General features: G+C 50.4%; 20 protein-coding genes and 2 tRNA genes. 18 read left to right on the forward strand and 4 right to left on the reverse strand.

Annotated elements, in window-relative coordinates; genetic code table 11:
- Positions 1-8 precede the first annotated feature (8 nt).
- The 5 genes from parE to XMG48_RS01160 all read left to right on the forward strand — a co-directional run bounded on the left by parE (position 9) and on the right by XMG48_RS01160 (position 7,462).
- Entirely contained in the window at positions 9-1,901 is a 1,893-nt protein-coding gene (gene parE, locus XMG48_RS01140; RefSeq protein ID WP_173480227.1) for a DNA topoisomerase IV subunit B, read from the forward strand.
- 206 nt (positions 1,902-2,107) lie between these two features.
- Positions 2,108-3,247, forward strand: coding sequence for a glutamine-hydrolyzing carbamoyl-phosphate synthase small subunit (gene carA, locus XMG48_RS01145; protein ID WP_173480228.1), 1,140 nt, complete (start codon positions 2,108-2,110; stop codon positions 3,245-3,247).
- Between the two features lie 46 nt (positions 3,248-3,293).
- Entirely contained in the window at positions 3,294-6,515 is a 3,222-nt protein-coding gene (gene carB, locus XMG48_RS01150; RefSeq protein WP_173480229.1) for a carbamoyl-phosphate synthase large subunit, read from the forward strand.
- Positions 6,512-6,994 (forward strand): transcription elongation factor GreA, encoded by a 483-nt coding sequence (gene greA, locus XMG48_RS01155; RefSeq protein ID WP_173480230.1) that lies wholly within the window; start codon positions 6,512-6,514, stop codon positions 6,992-6,994. Before carB ends, greA begins: the two co-directional genes overlap by 4 nt.
- A 51-nt stretch (positions 6,995-7,045) precedes the next feature.
- Positions 7,046-7,462 (forward strand): acyl-CoA thioesterase, encoded by a 417-nt coding sequence (locus XMG48_RS01160; RefSeq protein ID WP_173480231.1) that lies wholly within the window; start codon positions 7,046-7,048, stop codon positions 7,460-7,462.
- Between the two features lie 262 nt (positions 7,463-7,724).
- Here the strand turns inward: XMG48_RS01160 and XMG48_RS01165 are convergent, their stop codons facing one another.
- From XMG48_RS01165 to yhbY, 4 genes are all read right to left on the reverse strand, one after another.
- Positions 7,725-9,038 (reverse strand): TRAP transporter large permease, encoded by a 1,314-nt coding sequence (locus tag XMG48_RS01165; protein WP_173480232.1) that lies wholly within the window; start codon positions 9,036-9,038, stop codon positions 7,725-7,727.
- Positions 9,035-9,547: a TRAP transporter small permease gene (locus XMG48_RS01170; protein WP_173480233.1), complete on the reverse strand. Its 513-nt coding sequence runs from the start codon at positions 9,545-9,547 to the stop codon at positions 9,035-9,037. Before XMG48_RS01170 ends, XMG48_RS01165 begins: the two co-directional genes overlap by 4 nt.
- Before the next feature lie 15 nt (positions 9,548-9,562).
- Entirely contained in the window at positions 9,563-10,606 is a 1,044-nt protein-coding gene (locus XMG48_RS01175; RefSeq protein WP_217361972.1) for a TRAP transporter substrate-binding protein, read from the reverse strand.
- A gap of 244 nt (positions 10,607-10,850) precedes the next feature.
- Positions 10,851-11,153, reverse strand: coding sequence for a ribosome assembly RNA-binding protein YhbY (yhbY, locus tag XMG48_RS01180; protein ID WP_173480234.1), 303 nt, complete (start codon positions 11,151-11,153; stop codon positions 10,851-10,853).
- Between the two features lie 98 nt (positions 11,154-11,251).
- Here yhbY and rlmE point away from each other — a divergent pair, with 98 nt between their 5' ends.
- The 13 genes from rlmE (at position 11,252) to rpsO (ending at position 23,310) form a co-directional block, all read left to right on the forward strand.
- Positions 11,252-11,875, forward strand: coding sequence for a 23S rRNA (uridine(2552)-2'-O)-methyltransferase RlmE (gene rlmE, locus XMG48_RS01185; RefSeq protein ID WP_173480235.1), 624 nt, complete (start codon positions 11,252-11,254; stop codon positions 11,873-11,875).
- 52 nt (positions 11,876-11,927) lie between these two features.
- Positions 11,928-13,919 carry an ATP-dependent zinc metalloprotease FtsH gene (gene ftsH / locus XMG48_RS01190; RefSeq protein ID WP_173480236.1) on the forward strand — a complete coding sequence of 664 codons (1,992 nt, stop codon included), beginning with the start codon at positions 11,928-11,930 and terminating at the stop codon, positions 13,917-13,919.
- A gap of 56 nt (positions 13,920-13,975) precedes the next feature.
- Entirely contained in the window at positions 13,976-14,845 is an 870-nt protein-coding gene (gene folP, locus XMG48_RS01195; RefSeq protein ID WP_173480237.1) for a dihydropteroate synthase, read from the forward strand.
- 1 nt (position 14,846) lies between these two features.
- A complete protein-coding gene (gene glmM / locus XMG48_RS01200) occupies positions 14,847-16,196 on the forward strand; it encodes a phosphoglucosamine mutase (RefSeq protein WP_173480238.1) in 1,350 nt (449 codons plus the stop codon).
- 77 nt (positions 16,197-16,273) lie between these two features.
- Positions 16,274-16,636 (forward strand): preprotein translocase subunit SecG, encoded by a 363-nt coding sequence (gene secG / locus XMG48_RS01205; RefSeq protein ID WP_173480239.1) that lies wholly within the window; start codon positions 16,274-16,276, stop codon positions 16,634-16,636.
- Positions 16,637-16,643: 7 nt separating this feature from the next.
- Positions 16,644-16,728 (forward strand) — tRNA-Leu (locus XMG48_RS01210).
- A gap of 45 nt (positions 16,729-16,773) precedes the next feature.
- Positions 16,774-16,850: transfer RNA gene (locus XMG48_RS01215), tRNA-Met, on the forward strand.
- Between the two features lie 235 nt (positions 16,851-17,085).
- Entirely contained in the window at positions 17,086-17,541 is a 456-nt protein-coding gene (gene rimP / locus XMG48_RS01220) for a ribosome maturation factor RimP (protein ID WP_173480240.1), read from the forward strand.
- Positions 17,542-17,573: 32 nt separating this feature from the next.
- On the forward strand, positions 17,574-19,067 hold the full coding sequence (gene nusA, locus XMG48_RS01225) for a transcription termination factor NusA (protein ID WP_173480241.1): 1,494 nt from the start codon (positions 17,574-17,576) through the stop codon (positions 19,065-19,067).
- Positions 19,068-19,095: 28 nt separating this feature from the next.
- Positions 19,096-21,603, forward strand: a complete 2,508-nt coding sequence (gene infB / locus XMG48_RS01230; protein WP_173480242.1) for a translation initiation factor IF-2 — start codon at positions 19,096-19,098, stop codon at positions 21,601-21,603.
- 8 nt (positions 21,604-21,611) lie between these two features.
- Entirely contained in the window at positions 21,612-21,992 is a 381-nt protein-coding gene (gene rbfA, locus XMG48_RS01235) for a 30S ribosome-binding factor RbfA (RefSeq protein ID WP_173480243.1), read from the forward strand.
- A gap of 1 nt (position 21,993) precedes the next feature.
- The gene (truB, locus tag XMG48_RS01240; RefSeq protein ID WP_173480244.1) at positions 21,994-22,938 is read left to right on the forward strand and encodes a tRNA pseudouridine(55) synthase TruB; all 945 of its coding nucleotides are present in this window, start codon (positions 21,994-21,996) and stop codon (positions 22,936-22,938) included.
- Positions 22,939-23,040: 102 nt separating this feature from the next.
- Entirely contained in the window at positions 23,041-23,310 is a 270-nt protein-coding gene (gene rpsO / locus XMG48_RS01245; protein ID WP_173480245.1) for a 30S ribosomal protein S15, read from the forward strand.
- The last annotated feature ends 1 nt before the right edge of the window (position 23,311 follow it).

The raw sequence follows: 23,311 nt of genomic DNA on the forward strand, positions 1-23,311 counted from the left end.
AGAGAGATATGTCAAAGGACTATAATGCTGGTTCGATCGAGGTACTAAGCGGGCTTGACCCAGTAAAGCGTCGCCCGGGAATGTACACAGAAACGGATCGTCCCAATCACCTAGCACAAGAGGTGATCGACAACTCAGTCGATGAGGCGTTGGCAGGCCATGCAAAGCAGATCGATATCATTCTGCACCCCGACAACTCACTCTCTGTGTCCGATGATGGTCGCGGTATGCCGGTGGACATTCACCCAGAGGAGGGTGTCCCAGGGGTTGAGCTGATTCTGACCAAGCTTCATGCCGGCGGTAAGTTTAACAATGACAACTACAACTACTCGGGCGGTCTCCACGGGGTGGGTGTCTCCGTTGTTAACGCACTCTCTAAGCTGTTGGAGGTGCAAATTCGTCGTGGTGGTCAGGTGCATCGCATCGGCTTTGCAGACGGCGAGAAAGTATCGGATCTTGAAGTGGTCGATACCTGTGGTCAGCGCAATACCGGTACCACCGTTCGATTTTTGCCCGACCCTAGTTACTTCGATTCGCCTAAGTTTAGTGTCAGTCGTCTGAAGCATAATCTGCGTGCCAAGGCGGTTCTCTGTCCCGGTTTAAAAGTGACCTTTACCGATCTCTCTACGGGTAAGAAAGAGAAAGAGGAGTGGTACTACGAAGATGGCTTAGTGGCGTATCTGAAAGGTAATACACAAGTTTATGAGACCCTTCCTGAAGAGCCATTTTGTGGCTCTTTGCAGGGTGAAGAGGATGCCGTTGAGTGGGCTGTCCAGTGGCTAAAAGAGGGTGGCGAGATGACCTGCGAAAGCTACGTCAACTTGATCCCGACCGCGCAAGGCGGAACCCATGTGAATGGCCTGCGTACCGGTCTTTTGGAGGCGTTGCGTGAGTTTTGTGACTTCCGCAGTCTGCTGCCACGCGGTGTGAAACTGTCGCCAGAGGATGTCTGGGATCGTTGCTGCTTTATTCTTTCAGCCAAGATGCGTGACCCGCAGTTCTCTGGTCAAACCAAAGAGCGTCTCTCTTCGCGTCAAATTGCGGCGTTTATCTCGGGTGCGGTAAAAGATGCCTTCCTATTATGGCTCAATAAGCACGTTGAAGAGGGTGAGGCGATTGCTGAATTGGTGATCGCCAATGCACAAAAACGTCTGCGTTCTGCTAAGAAAGTGGTGCGTAAAAAGGTAACGCAGGGGCCCGCTCTACCAGGTAAATTAGCCGACTGTTCGGGCACCGATCCTATGCGCAGTGAGCTCTTCTTAGTCGAGGGTGACTCGGCAGGCGGTTCAGCAAAGCAGGCACGTAGCCGAGACTTTCAGGCGATCATGCCGCTGCGTGGTAAGATTTTGAATACCTGGGAGGTCGACTCTTCAGAGATCCTCGGTTCGCAAGAGATTCACGATATTTCGGTGGCTATTGGCGTGGATCCGGGTGCCGAGGATCTGAGTAATTTGCGTTACGGTAAGGTCTGTATTCTTGCCGATGCCGATTCTGATGGTGCGCACATCGCCACGCTGATCTGTGCACTCTTCCTAAGACACTTCAAACCTTTGGTGGCTGCAGGGCATGTCTATGTCGCTATGCCGCCGCTGTTCCGAATTGATGTGGCGAAAGAGGTCTTCTACGCTCTGGATGAGTCTGAGAAGAATGGCATCGTTGAACGCATCAAAGCGGAGCGCAAAAACGCGCGCATCGGTGTGCAACGATTTAAGGGCTTGGGTGAGATGAACCCGATGCAGCTGCGTGAAACAACGATGGATCCTGATACCCGTCGTTTGGTTCAGTTAACGCTGGAGTCTGGAGATGATACTCACCAGGTGCTTGATATGTTGTTGGCGAAGAAACGGGCTTCGGATCGCAAGAGCTGGCTTGAGGAGAAGGGCAACTTAGCTACAGTTTAAGTTGACTTTTACTCACCATATTCGACCGATTCGGCATGGACTTGCGCAGCTAATTCCCTTAGAATACCGCAGGTTTTGCCCGCGATAGCGGCGCATCCCACCGAAGAGATGTTTTTGAAAGCGAGGCGGACCCCAAGTTGGCCTCGCTTTTTTGCAGCCAAGCCACAGTAATTTTTCATATCTAGCCAGCGCGCGGGGAGGTTCTTTTGACGCAGCCAGCCATCTTAGCCCTTGAAGACGGTTCTATTTTTAGGGGTATTTCGATCGGCGCCGAAGGCGAATCATCAGGTGAGGTTGTATTCAACACCTCAATGACCGGTTATCAAGAGATCCTTACCGATCCATCCTACTGCCGCCAGATCGTGACACTCACCTACCCACACATTGGTAACGTGGGTTGTAACGCTGAAGATGCAGAATCTGATCGCACTTGGGTTGCAGGTCTTGTGATTCGTGATCTGCCACTGCTTGCGAGCAACTTCCGTTCTGAGCAGGCGCTAGATGAGTACCTAAAAGAGCGCAACATCATGGGTATTGCCGGCATCGATACACGCCGCTTAACGCGTATTCTTCGTGAGAAAGGTGCCCAGAATGGTTGCATCGTTGCGGGTGATAACATTGATGAAGCGAAAGCACTCGATGCTGCTCGTGGCTTCCCTGGCCTGAAAGGCATGGACTTAGCAAAAGTCGTTACACGTGACAGTTCTGATGCTTGGCGCACGTCCACTTGGGAGCTTGGTACTGGCTACACAGAGAAAGCCGATGCTGATCAACCGTTCAACGTAGTGGCTTACGATTTCGGTGTTAAACAAAATATTCTACGCATGCTGGTTGAGCGAGGCTGCCGTTTGACGGTTGTGCCTGCACAGACACCAGCATCTGAAGTGCTTGCAATGAATCCAGATGGCGTTTTCTTGTCGAATGGTCCTGGTGACCCAGAGCCATGTGATTACGCGATCGATGCGATCTCTGACATTCTAAAAACAGAACTGCCAGTTTTCGGCATCTGTCTTGGTCACCAGCTACTTGCGCTTGCGTCAGGTGCTAAGACTGAGAAGATGAAGTTTGGTCACCACGGTGCCAACCACCCCGTTCAGGATCTAGATAGCAAGCAGGTGATGATCACCAGCCAGAACCACGGTTTCGCGGTGGCTGAAGATTCACTACCTAGCACACTACGTGCAACACACAAATCACTGTTCGATGGCTCACTACAGGGTATTGAGCGTACTGATCGTCCAGCGTTCAGTTTCCAAGGGCACCCAGAAGCGAGCCCTGGTCCACACGATGTGGCACCACTCTTCGATCGCTTCGTTGAGATGATGCGCTCACGCCAACAGGGCTGAGTTGTAACGGGTAACTTAGAGAAACAGATTTAGACCAGGTTTTACGATGCCAAAACGTTCCGACATACAAAGTATTCTTATCCTAGGTGCAGGCCCGATCGTTATCGGTCAGGCGTGTGAGTTTGACTATTCTGGCGCACAAGCGTGTAAAGCGCTTCGCGAAGAGGGTTACCGAGTTATTCTTGTTAACTCAAACCCAGCAACGATCATGACCGATCCAGCGATGGCTGATGCGACATACATCGAGCCAATCAACTGGAAAACGGTTGCTAAGATCATTGAGAAAGAGCGTCCAGATGCGCTGCTACCGACTATGGGTGGTCAGACTGCACTGAACTGTGCGCTTGATCTCGACCGCGAAGGCGTATTGGCTGAGTTTGGTGTAGAGATGATCGGCGCTACTCAAGATGCGATCGATAAAGCGGAAGACCGTGAACGTTTTGACAAGGCGATGAAGAACATCGGCCTTGAGTGTCCACGCGCCTCTATCGCTCACTCGATGGAAGAGGCTCTTCAGGTACTGGATCAGGTTGGCTTCCCAGCGATCATCCGTCCATCATTCACTATGGGTGGTTCTGGTGGTGGTATCGCCTACAACCGTGAAGAGTTCATCGAAATCTGTGAGCGTGGTCTGGATCTATCACCAACCAACGAGCTTCTTATCGATGAGTCGTTGATCGGTTGGAAAGAGTACGAGATGGAGGTTGTCCGCGACAAGAACGATAACTGTATCATCATCTGTTCGATCGAAAACTTTGATGCCATGGGCGTACACACTGGTGACTCGATCACAGTCGCACCAGCGCAGACCTTGACCGATAAAGAGTACCAGTTGATGCGTAATGCTTCGATTGCAGTTCTGCGTGAGATCGGTGTTGAAACAGGCGGTTCGAACGTACAGTTCGGTGTTTGTCCAAAGACTGGACGCGTTGTGGTGATCGAAATGAACCCACGCGTATCGCGCTCTTCAGCACTGGCTTCAAAAGCAACAGGTTTCCCAATTGCGAAAGTGGCGGCAAAACTGGCGGTCGGTTACACCCTTGATGAGCTTCAGAACGATATCACTGGCGGTCAAACACCAGCTTCCTTCGAGCCTGCCATCGACTACGTAGTAACTAAGATCCCTCGTTTCACCTTTGAAAAATTCCCACAAGCAAACGATCGCCTAACGACTCAGATGAAGTCGGTGGGTGAGGTGATGGCGATTGGTCGTACTCAGCAAGAGTCTTTGCAGAAAGCGCTACGTGGTCTAGAGGTTGGTTCTGAAGGCTTCGATCCGATTGTTGATATTACCGCTGAAGATGCACGCGATAAGATCGTTTACGAGCTAACAACTCCAGGTTCTGAGCGCATCTGGTACATCGGCGACGCCTTCCGTATGGGTATGAGCGTTGATGAGATCTACAAGCTGAGTGGCGTTGATCCTTGGTTCTTGGTTCAGATCGAAGACATCATCAAAGATGAGCAGCGTGTATCGGAAACCGCACTGAGTGAACTCTCTACAACCGATCTGTTCATGCTGAAGCGCAAAGGTTTCTCAGATGCTCGTCTAGCCAAGCTATTGGGTGTTTCAGAGAAGCAGTTCCGCAAGCATCGTCAGGCAGCTGGTATTAAGCCAGTCTACAAACGTGTCGATACCTGTGCCGCAGAATTTGCGACTGATACCGCTTACATGTACTCAACGTACGAAGAGGAGTGTGAAGCGAACCCATCGGATCGTGACAAGATCATGGTCATCGGTGGTGGCCCTAACCGTATCGGTCAGGGTATCGAATTTGACTACTGCTGTGTTCATGCAGCGCTTGCAGCGCGTGAAGATGGCTACGAGACCATCATGGTTAACTGTAACCCTGAAACCGTCTCTACCGACTATGACACATCAGACCGCCTCTACTTCGAGCCGATCACTCTAGAAGATGTGTTGGCAATCGTTGAAGTTGAACAGCCTAAAGGCGTGATTGTTCAGTACGGTGGTCAGACTCCTCTGAAATTAGCCGTAGCTCTAGAACAGGCTGGCGTTCCAATCATTGGTACCTCGTCTGAAGCGATCGACCGTGCTGAAGACCGTGAACTGTTCCAGCAGATGCTTAAGCGTCTTGGTCTGAAACAGCCAGAGAACTCAACAGTACGTAGCCTTGAAGAGGCGATCATTGAAGCCGAGAAGATCGGTTACCCACTGGTTGTTCGTCCATCTTACGTATTGGGTGGTCGTGCTATGGAGATCGTCTACAAAGAGGACGAGCTGCGTAAGTACATGAATACAGCCGTTCAGGTCTCTAACGAATCACCTGTCCTGCTTGATCACTTCCTAAACGCAGCGATCGAAGTGGATATCGATGCGGTCTGTGACGGTAAGCAGGTCGTGATTGGAGCGATCATGCAGCACATTGAGCAGGCGGGTGTTCACTCAGGTGACTCAGCATGTTCATTCCCTCCGTACAACCTTGCAGCAGACGTCCAGGACGAGATGCGCGAGATGGTGCGCAAGATGGCACTTGAATTGGGTGTTGTTGGCTTGATGAACGTCCAGTTAGCCTACCAAGATGGCGAGATCTACGTGATCGAGGTTAACCCTCGTGCATCACGTACAGTTCCTTTCGTATCTAAGTGTATCGGTGTTTCTCTAGCGAAAGTCGCTGCACTGGTTATGACCGGTAAGTCATTGGAAGAGCTAGGCTTTACGAAAGAGATCGTACCAAGCTACTTCAACGTGAAAGAGGCGGTATTCCCGTTCAATAAATTCCAAGGTGTTGACCCAATCCTTGGCCCAGAGATGAAGTCTACGGGTGAAGTCATGGGTACCGGTGAAACCTTCGGTGAAGCATTCATGAAGGCTCACTTGGGAGCTGGCGACAAGCTACCTAAGCCAGGTACTGCGTTTGTTTCAGTGCGTGACGTCGATAAAGAGGCCGCTTGTGAACTGACTAAACAGTTGGTTGAACTTGGCTTCGATATCGTTGCAACCAGCGGTACAGCAGCACTACTAGAGACTCACGGCATTACAGCTAAGGTTGTGAACAAGGTCACTGAAGGTCGTCCAAACATCGTTGATATGTTGAAGAACGGCGAAGTTAACTACGTTGTAAACACAACGGAGGGCCGTAAAGCGATTGCTGATTCAGCCGATATCCGTCGTGCAGCACTGCAGCATAAAGTGCCTTACTCAACGACGATGGCCGGTGCCGTCGCGATTACCGAAGCACTTCGTTACGGTGAAGAGCGTACCGTGCGTCGTCTTCAAGAGATCCACGCGGAGGCGTCTGCATGAGTGTCAATCGTGTTCCCATGACCGTTGAGGGCGAAGTGGCACTTCGCGCTGAACTGGAGCGTCTTAAAACCCAAGATCGCCCAACCGTGATTGCAGCGATTGCTGAAGCACGTGAGCACGGTGACCTTAAAGAGAATGCTGAGTACCACGCAGCGCGTGAACAGCAGGGCTTTATCGAAGGTCGTATCGCGGACATTGAGAGCAAGCTTTCAGTGGTTCAAGTGATCGATGTCACCAGCCTGCCTCACACGGGTAAAGTGATCTTTGGTACGACGGTTGATCTAATTAACGTCGATACCGACGCGGAAGTGACCTACAAGATCGTCGGGGACGATGAAGCAGACATCAAACTGAATAAGATCTCTATCAACTCCCCGATTGCACGAGCACTGATCGGTAAAGAGGAGGGTGACATCGCCGCGGTTGAGACCCCGGCCGGTGTGACTGAATATGAGATTGCAGAAGTTAAGCATATCTAAGCTGATTCAAAAAACCGCCTTCGGGCGGTTTTTTATTATTTGGAGTTCCTCATGTCCCAAGAAACCCCTACAGGCCGTCTTACTACCCGTACCATCGCAATGCCGGCTGATACCAACCCCTCAGGCGATATCTTCGGTGGTTGGGTATTGTCACAAATGGATATGGCTGCCGGCATCTGTGCGGGCCAGCGTGCACAGAGTCGAGTGGTGACGGTTGCACTGGATGGTATGAGCTTTATCCGCCCGGTTCGTGTCGGAGATGTACTGGGTGTCTACACCGAAGTGGTTAGAGTCGGCAGTAGCTCAATGGATATCAAAGTGGAGTGCTGGGTGCGCCGCAGTCGCATAGGTCATCGTGAAAAAGTGACCGAAGCGATCTTCAAGTTTGTCGCACTGGATGAAGAGGGTAACTCCAAGCCAGTCCCGCCAGCACAAGAGCTGCCGGAGTATGTTGAGACACTGCTCTAGCGTAATTTCAAATCAGGTGACAAGCTTCGGAATATTTTCGCGGTTTGCCCTACGGGCAATTCGCTCCTACAGTAGGACTCCGTTACGGGCTTGTCGCGAAGTCCTATTGTAGGAGGGAATTCAGCTCTGCTGAAACCCCGATCGATTTCAACAGCGGATGACAGGCTGAAGGCCAGTCACCGAAAAGATCGCCACATCTTCGATATGGCTCCAACAAAAAAAACCGCCATAAAGGCGGTTTTTGCAGTACGATTTAACGCGCTTAATCCGGAATAATACCCCAGGTCAGAACAGGGAATAGCAGTAGCAAGGCTACGCGAACGAAGTCTGACGCCAAGAAGGGTAGAACACCGACAAAGGTATCCCGCATCGGAACGCCCTCTGCGATTTTGTTGATGATGAAGACGTTCATCCCTACCGGTGGGGTGATCATGCCGACCTCAACCACGATCAAACAGATGATACCGAACCAGAGCGCGGTCTGCTCTTCAGTCATGCCGAAGTCTAAACCCATGATGGCTGGGAAGAAGATCGGTACTGTCAGAAGGATCATCGAGAGTGAATCCATCAAACAGCCCAGCACGAGGTAGACAGCTAACATCAACATCAGTACCAGCATAGGCGACAATTCGCGATCCAGAATCCACTCCGCCAGTGTCTCTGGCATGCCGCTTAGACTCAGGAAGGCATTGAAGATATCGGCACCTAGAAGGATGACAAAGATCATCGCGCTGTTGATAGCGGTCTGCTTGATACAGTCGATGAACCCGTACCAGGTAAGTTGGCGGTTGATTAGCGCAATGACGATGGTACCCACCACACCGTAAGCGGCTGCTTCAGAGGGTGTGAAGATACCACCATAGATGCCGCCCAATACACCAATGAATAGGAAGCTTGCAGGTAGCAGCTCAATCAGTGCCTTACCGCGTTCAGACCAGCTCGCTTTCGCGCTCTTGTCCGCGTAGTGAGGCTTCAGCTTCACCAGAATCGCGATAACCAGCATGTAGCCCATGATCGCCATGATGCCGGGTACCATCGCTGCCATGAAGAGCTTGACGATGTTCTGCTCGGTCATGATCGCGTAGATGATCAGAACGATGGATGGTGGGATTAGAATGCCTAGAGTACCACCAGCGGCTAGTGCGCCTGTTGCCATAGCACCGTGGTAGCCGTGCCGTTTCATCTCTGGAAGTGCAACCTGACCCATAGTCGCTGCTGTTGCCAGTGATGAACCACAGATCGCACCAAATACACCACAGCCGCCAACGGCAGCTAACGCCAGGCCACCGCGGTAGTGGCCAATAAAGGCGTTAACACCGGTGAATAGTGAACGGCTAATACCTGAACGAGTTGCGAGGTTACCCATCAGTAGGAACAGAGGAATGATCGATAGCGAATGGCTTGCCATCTGTCCGAAGGATGAGCCCTTCATGTAGAACATTAGGGTGCTGAAGTCGTCGATGATTGAGTAACCGACCGCACCGGCAAGCATCATTGCGATGCCGATCGGCACACGCAAAAACATGATGACTAGCATGAACAGGATAATGACGCCTGCCGTTAATTCGTCACTCATTTCACACCCTTATATTCTGCAATCATTGCCAGTGGTTTAAGCACACCAGCGATAGAGGTAAGGCTAAAGCCAAAGGCGATGGTCATATAGAACCACCACTCTTTCATCCGCAGCATCATCGTCTCATTGCCGTATTTCTGGGCAGCTAAGCCACCCTCATAGGCCTGTGTCGCCAGGAAGTAAAAGAGCACGGCCAAAATTATGCTGCCGATTACATCCATAGTGAGACGGAAAGGCGCGGGAGCTGAGGCTGTTAAGACGTCTACAATGACGTTGCCAAAGCGCATTTGGCAGTAAGGCATTGCTAACGCAACAACCACAGCGGTAAACATTTGGACAATCTCGGTATCACCATTAATGGGTGAGGAGAAAAAGTATCGTCCTGCCACGCTGGTCACCGTAGTGAATGCCATGATCGTCAGGATGAATCCTGATAAAAGAGCGAGCCACAAAGTGGCTCGCTCGTAGAGGTCTGCTAGAGACCGGGTTTTCAGTAACAGTGTTGTCACTTGAACACCTTTTGTTTATTTGCTGTATTTCTCAAGCATAGCGTTAGCAGAGTCAAGAAGCTTCTGGCCTGGTAGACCTAGACCGTCCATCTCTTTAACCCACTCAACGGGTACGTTAGCGGTTACTTCCTGCATTTTCTTCACTTCTGCAGCTGGCATCTGTGAGCGAGTTGCGTTCTCGTCAATCAGCTTACGACCGTAGTTTTCAGCGTTTTTGAAGAACTCACCGCCTAGCTTGGCGAAGTACATGCCAGCGTGGTCATCCATGATCTGTTGAAGATCAGCAGGCATTGATTCGTACTTAGCTTTGTTCATGCCCAAAAGGAATACTGCGGTGTATAGACCACGGCCATCTTCTGTTTGAACTTCAACCGCGTTGTCGACAAGCTCATGAAGTTTGAGAGCAGGTACGATTTCAAATGGAATCACTGTGCCGTCGATCACGTTTTTGGCCAGTGCCTGTGGCATCTCTGGTACAGGCATACCGACTGGAGTAGCGCCTAGAGCATCTAGAGCAGCAGCAACTGGACGGCTTGGGTTACGAATCTTTTTGCCAGCGAAGTCAGCAACAGAGTCGATTGCGTCACCTTTAGAGTAAACAACGCCACGGTCATGCGTCCAGAATGCTAGAGGGTGCATATCAGCAAACTCTTTCTGAACTTCTGGGTTAGCTTCGTAGTAAGCCTGAAGTGCCTGCGACGTTTCGTATGCATCCGTTACCATGAATGGGTTTTCAAATGCAGAGATCGCTGGGAAACGGCCTGGAGTGTAACCAGGAAGCGTCCAGATGATGTCAACGAAACCGTCTTGTACTTGGTCAACTAGCTGAGGTGGTTTTCCACCTAGAGACATTGAACCGTAAATCTTGATCTTGATACGGCCTTCAGACGCTTCTTCAATAGAATCAGCCCATGGCTGGAAGAACTTAGCGTGTGCAGGTGCCTTCGCAGGTAGGAAGTGGTGCATCTTTAGATTGAATTCAGCGGCCTGTGCAGAAGCTGCAATAGCAGCGCCAAGAACTGCAACACCGGCAGTCTGAGCGATAATACGTTTGATCATTATTTTTCTCCTTGGGGTTTTAAACAAGACATCGACTAACTTGTTAATACTAGCTCAAGAATCATTAAACTCGTTGAATTGGATCTAGATATTAGAAGTTGTTTTTCTTCTATTAAAGCGTCTCGTTGCGTAACACTATTTTTTATACGGTTGTTCAACAATCCCTTGTTCACATTTTTGAATAGGGGGTTGGTTACATTTAATTAAGCTGTAAGGCCTGTAATATCAATAAATGAACCAATGGTTAACGCATTAGATTGGAGAGTTTTGGATTTGGTTCATCCGATGCTCTGAATAGCACGGCTACGTTACCGATCTCTTGCACCAGTTCCGCTTCAACGACAGCGACTAGCTCTTTGATCAGTTCGCGCTTTAGGTCACGATCGCCAACGGCGAACTTTACTTTGATCAGTTCGTGATCTTCCAATGCTCGGTCGACTTCTAACTGAACGTTTTCAGTCAGTCCGTTGCCGCCAACCATAACGATTGGGTTTAGAGTGTGTGCACGCGTGCGAAGACGCTTTTTTTGATCAGTTGTTAAGCTCATATTAGAATTAGTGCCTTAAATTTGGTGGGCGTTACAATTTCTTCATTTTAACCCCTTTGTTGCATGCATCATAGAGTGATGCTTTCTAGGAACATCCCTTGGCAAGATCTAAAAGCAGTGGTCGTTGGTTAAAAGAGCATTTTGACGATCAATACGTAAAGCGTTCTAAAGATGATGGTTACCGTTCACGCGCCTGCTATAAGTTGATGGAAGTGAATGATAAAGACCATCTGTTAAAGCCTGGAATGACGGTTGTCGATCTGGGCGCTGCGCCAGGTGGTTGGTCTCAAGTGGCGGCCGAAATCGTGGGTGACTCTGGTCGTGTAGTGGCTTCAGACATTCTTGAGATGGCTCCGCTGGGCGGAGTTACATTCGTTCAGGGTGACTTTACTGAAGATTCCGTCTTCGAGGAGATCCTCTCTGCGATAGGAGATGAGCCAGTAGACCTTGTAATTTCAGATATGGCCCCCAATATGAGTGGTAATGCATCATCGGATCAGCCAGCTGCGATGTACTTGGTGGAGTTGGCGTTGGATATGGCGCGTCAGATACTGAAACCGAACGGCAACTTTTTGGTGAAAGTATTTCAGGGTGAAGGGTTTGATCCCTACCTTGCAGAACTGCGCAGTAGCTTTAAATCGGTGGTCACCCGTAAGCCAGATTCATCTCGCGCGCGTTCGCGTGAGGTCTATCTGCTCGGAAAAGGTTTTAAAGACGTATAGCTTTTAAACAGAGCTTTCGTTTTAGTTTATAGAGGGTAAGAAGTTGAACGATATGGCAAGAAATTTGGTGCTATGGTTAGTGATTGCAGCCGTACTGCTAACCATCTTTAATAATTTTAGCGCCGAGACCGAGAGCGGCCGCCTGAGCTACTCTGACTTTGTGGCAGAGGTTCAATCAGGCCGTATTGAGCGTGTGACGGTTGATGGTTTTACCATCGAAGGTGTGCGTCAGAATGGCGATCGTTTTGAAACCGTTCGCCCAGCGATCTCGGATCCCAAGCTGATTGATGACCTTCTAGAGCACAATGTCGTCGTTGAAGGCAAAATGCCTGAGCAGCAGAGTCTATGGCAGCAGCTGCTCGTCGCGACCTTCCCGATTCTTATCATCATTGCCATCTTCATGTTCTTTATGCGCCAAATGCAGGGCGGTGCCGGCGGTAAAGGTGGTCCTATGTCTTTCGGTAAATCGAAAGCGCGCATGATGAGTGAAGATCAGATTAAAACAACCTTCGAAGATGTCGCTGGTGTTGAAGAGGCCAAAGAGGAAGTTGCAGAGTTGGTCGACTACCTTCGCGATCCAGGTAAATTCCAGCGTTTAGGTGGCCATATCCCTCGTGGTGTCCTAATGGCGGGTAACCCTGGTACCGGTAAAACGCTGCTTGCCAAAGCGATTGCTGGCGAAGCTAAGGTGCCTTTCTTCAGTATTTCGGGTTCTGACTTCGTTGAGATGTTTGTCGGTGTCGGTGCTTCACGTGTGCGTGACATGTTTGATCAAGCTAAGAAACATGCGCCTTGTATTATCTTCATAGATGAGATTGATGCGGTTGGTCGTTCACGTGGTGTCGGCCTTGGCGGTGGTAATGACGAGCGTGAGCAGACGTTGAACCAGCTTCTTGTCGAGATGGATGGTTTCGAAGGCACTGAGGGTATCATCGTGATCGCGGCAACCAACCGTCCCGATGTGCTTGACCCTGCTCTGCTACGTCCAGGTCGTTTTGACCGTCAGGTGCACGTTGGTCTGCCTGATATTCAAGGTCGTGAAAAAATTCTTAAAGTCCACATGCGCAAAGTTCCGCTGGGTGATGATGTTAAGCCTGAGTTGATTGCGCGTGGTACGCCGGGCTTCTCGGGTGCTGATTTGGCTAACCTGGTTAACGAAGCAGCCCTGTTTGCCGCACGCGATAGCCGTCGCACTGTCGGTATGGAGCAGTTCGAGAAAGCGAAAGATAAGATCATGATGGGTGCTGAGCGCCGCTCTATGGTCATGTCTTACAAAGAGCGTCTGAATACGGCATTCCACGAGGCAGGTCACGCGATTGTCGGTCGTCTGATGCCTGAGCATGATCCTGTCTACAAAGTGTCTATCATCCCGCGTGGTCGTGCGTTGGGTGTGACGATGTTCCTTCCTGAAGAGGATCGCTACTCGTTCAGTCGTCAGGGCATTATCTCGCAAATCTGTTCGCTTTACGGTGGCCGAATTGCGGAAGAGATGACACTGGGTAAAGAGGGGGTAACAACCGGTGCCTCAAACGATATTCAGCGTGCGACTCAGCTTGCGCGCAACATGGTGACGCGTTGGGGTCTGACCGATGAGTTGGGTCCACTGCTCTACGGTGATGAAGATGATGATCCATTTGGTCGCGGCATGGGGCAGCCATCTAAACCGATGTCGGGTGAAACTCAGAACAAGATCGATGCCGAAGTTCGCAAAATCATCGATGAGTGCTACCAGAAGGCTTACCAAATTCTGACGGATAACCGTGATATCCTTGACTCAATGTGTGAAGCGTTGATGACCTACGAGACGATCAGCAGCGATCAAATTGATCAGTTGATGGCGCGTCAAGAGGTGACTCCACCAGAGGGTTGGAACGACTCTCAAGAGCGTGTTGATGCAGTCAAAGAGGAAGAGGCGGCTAACAGTTCTGAGGCTGAGTCTGATGTGCCAGAGGTAGATCAGGATGATCAGGCGTCTCACTCTAATGAGGGTCAGTCAGGTTGGGGCGATCCTCAAGATGATCAAAAAGATGAGCCCAAACAGTAAGTCGTGATTCACAAAAGCCCTCACTCGTGAGGGCTTTTTCGTTATTTGTAGAGTGTATGAATAAAGGTAGAAATGTGACGCAGCTACAGTGTGCCGGTCGAGTACTCGATCTCTCTAAAACGCAGGTAATGGGTATTCTTAACGTGACGCCTGACTCCTTTTCGGATGGCGGTCACCTCTATCAACACTCTGCGCTCTCGATTGATAAAGCGCTCCAGCATGCCCAGCAGATGGTTAACGACGGCGCGACGATTGTTGATATCGGCGGTGAATCGACTCGTCCTGGTGCCGCTGAAGTCAGTGAGCAGGAGGAGATGGATCGCGTTTTGCCTGTTCTGGAACGAATCAATGCCGAGATCGATGTGGTCGTCTCCATCGATACCAGCTCGGCTCAATTGATTTCAGAATCGGCCAAGCTAGGGGCTGGTCTCATTAATGATGTTAGAGCGCTTGGGCGTGAAGGCGCGCTAGAGGCTGCTGCAAAAACGGATCTGCCAATCTGTCTGATGCATATGCAGGGTAGCCCGGCGACAATGCAGCGACAGCCAGAGTATGCCGATGTGGTCTCTGAGGTGATGGATTTTCTCGATCAGCAGTTAGATCGGTGTATGGCTGCAGGGATTGCGAAAGAACGATTAATCGTAGATCCCGGTTTTGGGTTTGGCAAAACCTTGCAACATAATTTACAGTTACTCAATCGCTTGGATAAATTATTGGACTTAGGCGTGCCTGTGTTATCGGGCACCTCTAGAAAAACCATGGTGGGCCAGGTGCTTAATCGTGAGGCTGACCAGCGACTCTTTGGTAGTCTTGCAACCGTTGCGCTCGCGGTTGAGCGCGGTGCAAAAATTATTCGTGTGCATGATGTTTTAGCAACCGTCGATATGGTTCGTATGACGGAAGCCGTTTTAAAGGAAGGGATCTAAATTGGGTCGTCGTTATTTTGGTACAGATGGTATTCGTGGACAGGTAGGAACCTTTCCTATCACCCCAGATTTTGTGTTGAAGCTCGGTTGGGCTGTGGGTCGTGTGTTTGCCCGTGAAGGACGTAGTAAAGTCCTGATTGGCAAAGATACTCGAATCTCCGGTTATATGTTTGAGTCGGCGCTTGAGGCAGGCCTGTCTGCCGCCGGTGTTGATGTGTTATTGCTAGGCCCTATGCCAACGCCAGCGATCGCTTACCTAACTCGTACCTTCCGCGCTGATGCCGGTATTGTGATCAGTGCATCGCACAACCCCTATGACGACAATGGTATTAAGTTCTTCAGCTCGGCGGGCACTAAGCTGCCAGATGATGTCGAAGAGCGCATTGAAGCCCAGCTTGATCTGGCTATGACTACGGTTAGCTCAGCCGAATTAGGCAAGGTTCGTCGAGTCAATGATGCCGCTGGGCGATACATAGAGTTCTGTAAATCGACTGCCGCGGGTTGTTTGAATTTAGCGGGCCTTAAGGTTGTCGTTGATTGTGCCAACGGCGCTGGTTATCACATTGCGCCTAAGGTCTTTGCTGAGCTAGGCGCTTCAGTCATCGAGATTGGTACCGATCCAGACGGCCTAAATATTAACGAGCAGTGTGGTGCGACGGCGCCTGCAGCACTTCAAGCTAAAGTGCTCGAAGCAGAGGCAGATCTGGGTGTTGCGTTAGATGGTGATGCCGATCGATTGATTCTTGTTGACCATAAGGGAGAGATCGTCGATGGCGATGAGATCCTCTTCATCATTGCCCAGGCGTTACAGCAGAGCGGTGAGTTGCAGGGCGGTGTCGTTGGTACGCTGATGACTAATCTTGGTTTAGAGCAAGCGCTGGCAAAAATGGATATTCCGTTCGTGCGAGCTAAAGTGGGCGATCGCTATGTATTAGAGCAGCTCGCAGAGCACGACTGGAATTTGGGTGGCGAAGGGTCAGGTCACATTGTCTGTCGTAATATTCTACCGACGGGTGATGCGACCATTGCCGCTGTTCAGGTGCTTAAAGCGGTCGCGCAGTCAGGCAAAACGATTAATCAGCTGAAGCACGGTATGCAAAAACTACCGCAGAAGATGATCAACGTGCGCTTGGCTAAGAAGGTAGATATCGCATCTTCGCCAGCCGTGGCAGAGCATGTTGCAGCAGCCGAGGCGCGTTTGGCTGATCGTGGTCGCGTATTGCTACGTCCCTCCGGGACTGAGCCTGTGGTCCGTGTTATGGTTGAAGGCTCCGATCTTGATGAGGTGGATCAGGTCTGTGAGACACTGGCGGGGCAGGTTGAAAAAGAGCTGCAGGCGCTTGTATCTTGACGGGTGCTCGGGTAAGATTTGCGCCTCTTTTAAATGGCACCCCTGTTTTCGGTGCGTAATTAAGGTTTAAAGCTAGAATGGAAACCATCGTTCTTATCATTCACGTATTGCTTGCAGCAGCGGTTATCGGCCTGATTCTTATTCAGCAGGGTAAGGGTGCAGAAGCGGGTGCGTCATTTGGTGGTGGTGCCTCTCAAACTGTTTTCGGTAGCCAGGGTAGCGGTAGCTTCCTAGGTCGCGTTACAGCCATTCTTGCTGCGGGTATCTTTGTAACCAGCTTCGTTTTGGCTGTGTTCGCGAAAGAGAAAGCCGCGTCTGTTGGTGATGCAGGTATCCCTGATGCTGCAACGATTGAAGCGGCTGCCCAGGTTGAGCAAGCGTCAACAACGGAACTGCCTGTTGTGTCGGAATCAGAGATTCCAACAGCAGGAGACAACTAAAAGTTTAGCCCAGGTGGTGGAATTGGTAGACACGCTATCTTGAGGGGGTAGTGTCTTAGGACGTGCCGGTTCGAGTCCGGCTCTGGGCACCAAGTTGTAAACGCAGTGGGTGAAGCGTAAAATTTACCTGTTTTTGATGCGGGGTGGAGCAGCCTGGTAGCTCGTCGGGCTCATAACCCGAAGGTCGTCAGTTCAAATCTGGCCCCCGCTACCAACTTTACGTTGGGTATTTGTGAAAATCCTGAAGACTAGTTTTGACGGGTTTTTACTACCACTTTTAGGATGTTACATCCTTGTTTGGTAAGCCCCTTTATGGGGCTTTTTCGTAGCTATTTGATGGCCGCGTCCAAACAGAAGACAGTGATATCTGCCTTCCGTACATGGTGGTAGATAAGTCAAAAATGGGTCTATATGACCCATTTTTTGTTTTTGAAATTTATAGGTGAACAGTGTCAGCAAAATTAAAGCTGTTACAAGAGTTGATTGATCCAGTTGTGCAGGGCTTAGATTTGGAGCTTTGGGGGCTGGAGTACAACGCGTCAGGTAAAAATAGCCTGTTGCGTATCTATATAGATGGCCCTAACGGAGTGTCGGTCGATGACTGTGCGCGCGTTAGCCAGCAGGTGAGTGCTGTGATGGATGTAGAAGACCCCATTTCAGAGAACTACACCCTTGAAGTCTCATCCCCAGGGATGGATCGTCCCCTTTACACTCTAGAGCAATTCGCTGCGTATGCTGGCCATACGATTCAACTGCGTCTGCGCTCGCCGTTTGAGGGGCGTCGCAAGTTTAAAGGGATTCTTAACGGCATCGAAGGCGAAGATGTGCTTTTGGTCGTTGATGATCACGAATATTTGTTACCGCATGACCTGATCGATCGGGCCAATGTGGTTCCGCAATTTTAATCCGCTTTGACTATTAGGAGCGAAGAACTGATATGAATAAAGAGATTCTACTGGTTGCTGAAGCCGTCTCTAACGAAAAAGATGTCCCGAAAGCGGTCATCTTTGAGGCGATTGAAGTCGCGCTGGCAACAGCCACTAAGAAGCGCTACGACGAAGAAGCTGATATCCGAGTGGTTATCGACCGTGCAACGGGCGATTATGACACCTTCCGCCGTTGGTTGGTTGTGGATAACGAAGCGGTTCCTGCACTGGGTACCGAGTTGACCATGCAAGAGGCAGAAGAGATCGACACTAATCTGCAGCCTGGTGATTACCACGAAGAGCAGGTTGAGTCGGTTGCATTCGGTCGTATCGCAGCTCAAACAGCGAAGCAAGTTATCGTACAAAAAGTCCGTGAGGCTGAGCGCGCTAAAGTAGTTGATCTTTACCGTGATCGCCAGGGCGAATTGATCGCGGGTACTGTTAAGAAAGTGACTCGCGACAATGTGATTGTTGATCTGGGTAACAACGCAGAAGCACTTCTGCCACGTGAAAACCTACTACCTCGTGAAATCTTCCGTATGGGTGAGCGTGTTCGCGCGGTGCTTCAAGAAGTTCGTTCTGAAGGTCGCGGCCCACAGCTTATCCTTAGCCGTACTTCAAACGAGATGTTGATCGAACTCTTCTCTATCGAAGTGCCAGAGATCGCCGAGCAGATGATTGAGATCCGTGCAGCGGCTCGTGATCCAGGTGCTCGCTCTAAGATCGCTGTTAAGACTCAGGATCGTCGTCTAGATCCTGTAGGTGCCTGTGTTGGTATGCGCGGTGCGCGTGTTCAAGCCGTCTCTGATGAGTTGGGTGGTGAGCGTGTCGATATCATCCTTTGGGACGACAACCCTGCGCAGCTTGTGATCAATGCAATGGCGCCTGCTGAAGTCGCTTCGATCGTTATGGACGAAGAGACTCACTCAATGGACGTCGCGGTTGATGAAGATGCTTTGGCGATGGCGATCGGTCGTGCCGGTCAGAACGTTCGTCTAGCAGCAGAGTTGACTGGTTGGGAACTGAACGTGATGAGCGAAGCGGAAGCGGCGTCTAAACACGAGTCTGAAGTGGGTAAAACAGTGGATCTGTTCATCAAGCACCTTGATGTCGACAGCGACCTTGCTGAGATCCTAGTTGCTGAGGGCTTCACCACGCTTGAGGAAGTTGCCTACGTACCGGCTAACGAAATGCTTGAGATCGAAGAGTTTGACGAGGAGATCGTTGACGCCCTTCGTGAACGCGCAAAAGATGCACTGCTTAACCTTGCAATTGCAGGTGAAGAGCAACTTGGCGATGTAGAGCCAGCAGAAGACCTCCTAACTATGGAAGGTATGGAACGTACCCTAGCGTACACATTAGCAAGCCGTGGTGTGGTTACCATGGAAGATCTTGCAGAACAGTCTATTGAAGAGCTGCTAGACATTGAAGGCATGACCGAAGAGCGCGCAGGTGAGTTGATTATGACAGCGCGTGCACCTTGGTTTGCAGAAGATCAGCAGTAATTAGACAACGGAAAAGGAGAACCCATTTATGGCAGAAGTAACGATTAAACAGCTTGCCGATGTGGTTGGTGTATCCGTTGAGCGTTTGTTAACACAGATGCAGGAAGCGGGAGTCGAAGGTAAATCCAACGATTCAACTGTCACAGAGATAGAGCGTCAGCAGCTATTAGCCCATTTGAAACGCAGTCACGGCGAAGATGCCGATGACGTTGGCGCACCGAAGAAGATCACGCTTAAGCGTAAGACAACCTCTACGCTGAAAGTGGGCGGTGCCGGCAGTCGTAAAACCGTTAACGTTGAAGTGCGTAAAAAGCGTACCTACGTGAAACGTACAGAGATTGAACAGGCTCCAGAAGCTCCAGCAGTGGAAGAGACTCCAGTGGCAGCGCCTGAACCACAGGTTGAAGCACCGGTCGTTGAAGCGGCACCAGAGGTGGCGGTTGAAACGGCTGCAGAGCCTAAAGTGGAAGCGCCAAAAGCAGAAGTTAAAGAGGCCGCTGAACCGGTTAAAGCTGAAGAGCCTAAGCCTGAGCCAGTGGTTGAAACGCCGGTTGAGAAGAAACCAGCTGCGGAACCTAAAACTGAAAATCCTCGCAACAAGAACAAGCAGCGCGATGAGCGCCGTAACAACCAGCGTGATAACGACGATCGTCGTAAGTCGAAAGGTCGTGGTAATGGCACGCTGAACGCTCGTCCGGGTAAAGGCGGTAAGCCAGGTCGTGGTAAGCCAATGCGTCAAGGCGATAACCAGCACGGCTTTAAAGAGCCGACGACTGCGATTGTTCATGAAGTCTCTATTCCAGAGAGCATCACGGTTGCTGATCTGGCTAAGAAGATGTCGATCAAAGCGGCTGAAGTGATCAAGGTGATGTTCAAGATGGGTGCGATGGCAACCATCAACCAGCCAATCGACCAAGATACTGCGATCCTTGTGGTAGAAGAGATGGGCCACAAAGCGGTGCCTATGGTAGAGAACGCGATCGAAGATGAGTTGATGGAGTCGGTAGCCGCTCACAGCGGTGAGTCTGTGACACGTGCTCCGGTCGTTACCGTTATGGGTCACGTTGACCACGGTAAAACATCCCTGCTCGATTACATCCGTTCAACACGTGTAGCTTCTGGCGAGTCTGGCGGTATTACCCAGCACATCGGTGCTTACCACGTTGAGACTGACAACGGCATGGTGACCTTCCTAGATACTCCTGGACACGCCGCGTTCACCGCTATGCGTGCCCGTGGTGCCTCTTTGACGGATATCGTTGTTCTAGTAGTTGCCGCAGATGATGGTGTGATGCCACAGACTGAAGAGGCGGTTCAGCACGCTAAAGCGGCTGGTGTTCCTCTTGTTGTTGCGGTCAACAAGATCGATAAAGAGGAAGCGGATCCAGATCGAGTTAAGAACGAGCTGGCTCAACGTGATGTTATTCCTGAAGATTGGGGCGGCGATGTTCAGTTCTGTCCAGTCTCTGCTAAAACAGGTCAGGGCATTGATGAGCTGCTTGAAGCGATCCTTCTTCAATCAGAAATTCTTGAGCTTGAAGCAGTTCCAGATGCGCCAGGTACAGGTGTTGTCGTTGAATCACGTCTCGATAAAGGTCGTGGTCCGGTTGCTACGCTACTGGTTCAAAACGGTACCCTTAAGCGCGGTGATATCGTACTAGCTGGTCTTCACTACGGTCGTGTACGTGCCATGCTTGATGAAAACGGCAAGCCGCTAGAAGCGGGTGGCCCTGCGATTCCAGTTGAGATTCAAGGTCTAGACGGAACGCCAGATGCAGGTGAAGACTTCACCGTAGTATCCACTGAGAAGAAAGCGCGTGAAATCGCTCTATTCCGTCAGGGTAAATACCGTGAAGTTAAACTGCAGCGTCAGCAACAGGCGAAACTTGAGAACCTATTCTCGAACATGGAAGCGGGTGAAGTTAAGTCGCTTAACATCGTCCTTAAGACCGACGTTCGAGGCTCTCTAGAGGCGCTGACTAGCTCACTAGAAGATCTCTCTACCGATGAAGTAAAAGTGAACATCGTCTCTGGCGGTGTTGGTGGTATCGGTGAAACCGATGCTAACCTTGCGTTGGCCTCCTCAGCGATCCTAATCGGCTTTAACGTTCGTGCAGACGCTCAGGCGCGTGCGATTGTTGAGCGTGAAGAGATGGAGCTTCGCTACTACAGTGTTATCTACGACATCATCGATGACGTGAAACAGGCGATGAGTGGTCTACTCTCTCCTGAGTTCAAAGAGGAGATTGTTGGTATTGCTGAAGTTCGTGATGTCTTCCGTGCGCCTAAGATCGGTGCAGTTGCCGGTTGTATGGTTATCGAAGGTACAATTTTCCGTAACAAACGCATCCGTGTCCTACGTGATAACGTTGTTATCTACGAAGGTGAGCTTGAGTCACTGCGTCGCTTTAAAGACAACGTCAACGAAGTTCGTCAGAATATGGAGTGTGGTATCGGCGTGAAGAACTACAACGATGTTAAAGTCGGCGACCAGATTGAGGTTTACGACACAGTTGAAGTTCAACGTACCATCTAAGAGGTTGTATGGCTCGCGATTTTAAACGCACAGACCGAGTAGGGGACCAGATCCAGCGTGATTTGGCGACCCTTATTCAGCGTGAGATTAAAGATCCACGCATTGGAATGGTGACGATTAACCACGTCAAAGTAGCGAAAGACTTAGGCTATGCGGATGTCTACATTACCGTTCTCCCACTGGGTGAACAGGATGAGGCGGAAGCGACCAAGCAGAGTCTAGAGGTGCTTAAGCAGGCTGCAGGTTTCCTTCGTGCTGAACTGGCAAAAGGCATCTCACTACGTGTCATGCCGGCGTTACGTTTCCATTATGACGAGAGCATTCATCGCGGTCGTCACCTAACGAGCTTGATCGAGAAGGCTCGCCGTCTCGAAGATAACGAGGGCTAACATGGCTCGACGTAAAAAAGGACGCCGCATTGACGGCGTCTTTTTGCTTGATAAGCCTCAGGGCATCAGCTCGAATGCTGCCCTGCAGAAGGTAAAACGTCTGTATGACGCAGCGAAAGCGGGTCACACAGGCGCACTAGACCCTCTAGCTACCGGTATGTTGCCCATCTGTTTGGGTGAAGCGACTAAGTTTTCACAGTTTCTTCTCGATTCTGATAAGCGCTATATCACAACGGCAAAGCTAGGGGTTCGCACTGACAGCAGTGATGCTGATGGCGAAGTGATCGAAACTAAGCCTGTTCCTGAGTTAGATCGAGACGCGTTAAACGATCTGATTCAAGCCAAATTCTCTGGCGAAATCGAACAGGTTCCATCGATGTTCTCGGCCTTAAAGCACAATGGCCAGCCGCTTTACAAGCTGGCGCGCAAAGGTGAAAAGGTCGAAGTTAAGCCGCGTCAGGTATGCATTTACGAGATCAAACTGCTGGATCTGCGTGCTGATGAGATTGATCTTGAGGTGCACTGTTCTAAAGGCACCTATATTCGCTCCATCGTCGAAGACCTAGGTCTGGCACTTGGCTGTGGTGCGCATGTCAGTATGTTGCGACGGCTTGCCGTGGCTACCTACGATCGAAGCGCAATGCTGACACTCGAACAGTTGAATGAGATTGCACAACATCGTGAGTCAGATCAGTCGTTAGAGTGCATACAAATGCGTTTAGATGCGCTATTATTGCCGCCCTGGAGTGCAGTGGAGTCATTGCCTTCAATCGAATTACCCGCAGATTTAGCAAATCGTCTTCTGCAGGGGCAACGTTTAGGGGAGTTATTCTCAGAGCGCGGCCTCGTCAGACTCTTTGCTGAAGAGCGATTCTTAGGTATGGCTGAAGTGGATGATGAGGGGCGATTACGCGCTCGTCGACTACTCGATACCTCTGAAAACTGATTTACCCTCAAGGGTATGACGCTTCACTGAAAATATGCTCGGTGTTGCGCGACTTAACCCGCAGCCTAGGCTGTGTGCATATTGCTAATAGGAGATAAAACAATGGCATTGTCTGTTGAAAAGAAAGCTGAAATCGTTGCAGCGTACGGTCGTGGTCAGAACGATACTGGTTCACCAGAAGTTCAAGTTGCCCTTCTAACTGCAAACATTGAAGGCCTTCAGGGTCACTTCAAAGCGAACAAGCAGGATCACCACTCACGTCGTGGTCTAATTCGTATGGTTAACCAGCGTCGTAAGCTGCTGGACTACCTTAAGAAGAAAGATGCTACTCGCTACGTTGAGTTGATCGGTCGTCTAGGTCTTCGTCGCTAAG

Source organism: Marinobacterium sp. xm-g-48 (genome assembly GCF_013282925.1).
In the GTDB taxonomy this organism is placed as follows: Bacteria; Pseudomonadota; Gammaproteobacteria; order Pseudomonadales; family Balneatricaceae; genus Marinobacterium_E.

What these genes read in the sequence shown, in the direction of transcription:
- ftsH (WP_173480236.1), top strand. Translation starts at nt 11,928, where the DNA reads ATGGCAAGAAATTTGGTGCTATGGTTAGTGATTGCAGCCGTACTGCTA.
- secG (WP_173480239.1), top strand. Translation starts at nt 16,274, where the DNA reads ATGGAAACCATCGTTCTTATCATTCACGTATTGCTTGCAGCAGCGGTT.
- nusA (WP_173480241.1), top strand. Translation starts at nt 17,574, where the DNA reads ATGAATAAAGAGATTCTACTGGTTGCTGAAGCCGTCTCTAACGAAAAA.
- rpsO (WP_173480245.1), top strand. Translation starts at nt 23,041, where the DNA reads ATGGCATTGTCTGTTGAAAAGAAAGCTGAAATCGTTGCAGCGTACGGT.
- XMG48_RS01175 (WP_217361972.1), bottom strand. Translation starts at nt 10,606, where the DNA reads ATGATCAAACGTATTATCGCTCAGACTGCCGGTGTTGCAGTTCTTGGC.
- carB (WP_173480229.1), top strand. Translation starts at nt 3,294, where the DNA reads ATGCCAAAACGTTCCGACATACAAAGTATTCTTATCCTAGGTGCAGGC.
- parE (WP_173480227.1), top strand. Translation starts at nt 9, where the DNA reads ATGTCAAAGGACTATAATGCTGGTTCGATCGAGGTACTAAGCGGGCTT.
- yhbY (WP_173480234.1), bottom strand. Translation starts at nt 11,153, where the DNA reads ATGAGCTTAACAACTGATCAAAAAAAGCGTCTTCGCACGCGTGCACAC.
- XMG48_RS01160 (WP_173480231.1), top strand. Translation starts at nt 7,046, where the DNA reads ATGTCCCAAGAAACCCCTACAGGCCGTCTTACTACCCGTACCATCGCA.
- truB (WP_173480244.1), top strand. Translation starts at nt 21,994, where the DNA reads ATGGCTCGACGTAAAAAAGGACGCCGCATTGACGGCGTCTTTTTGCTT.
- infB (WP_173480242.1), top strand. Translation starts at nt 19,096, where the DNA reads ATGGCAGAAGTAACGATTAAACAGCTTGCCGATGTGGTTGGTGTATCC.
- greA (WP_173480230.1), top strand. Translation starts at nt 6,512, where the DNA reads ATGAGTGTCAATCGTGTTCCCATGACCGTTGAGGGCGAAGTGGCACTT.
- folP (WP_173480237.1), top strand. Translation starts at nt 13,976, where the DNA reads ATGAATAAAGGTAGAAATGTGACGCAGCTACAGTGTGCCGGTCGAGTA.
- XMG48_RS01165 (WP_173480232.1), bottom strand. Translation starts at nt 9,038, where the DNA reads ATGAGTGACGAATTAACGGCAGGCGTCATTATCCTGTTCATGCTAGTC.
- rbfA (WP_173480243.1), top strand. Translation starts at nt 21,612, where the DNA reads ATGGCTCGCGATTTTAAACGCACAGACCGAGTAGGGGACCAGATCCAG.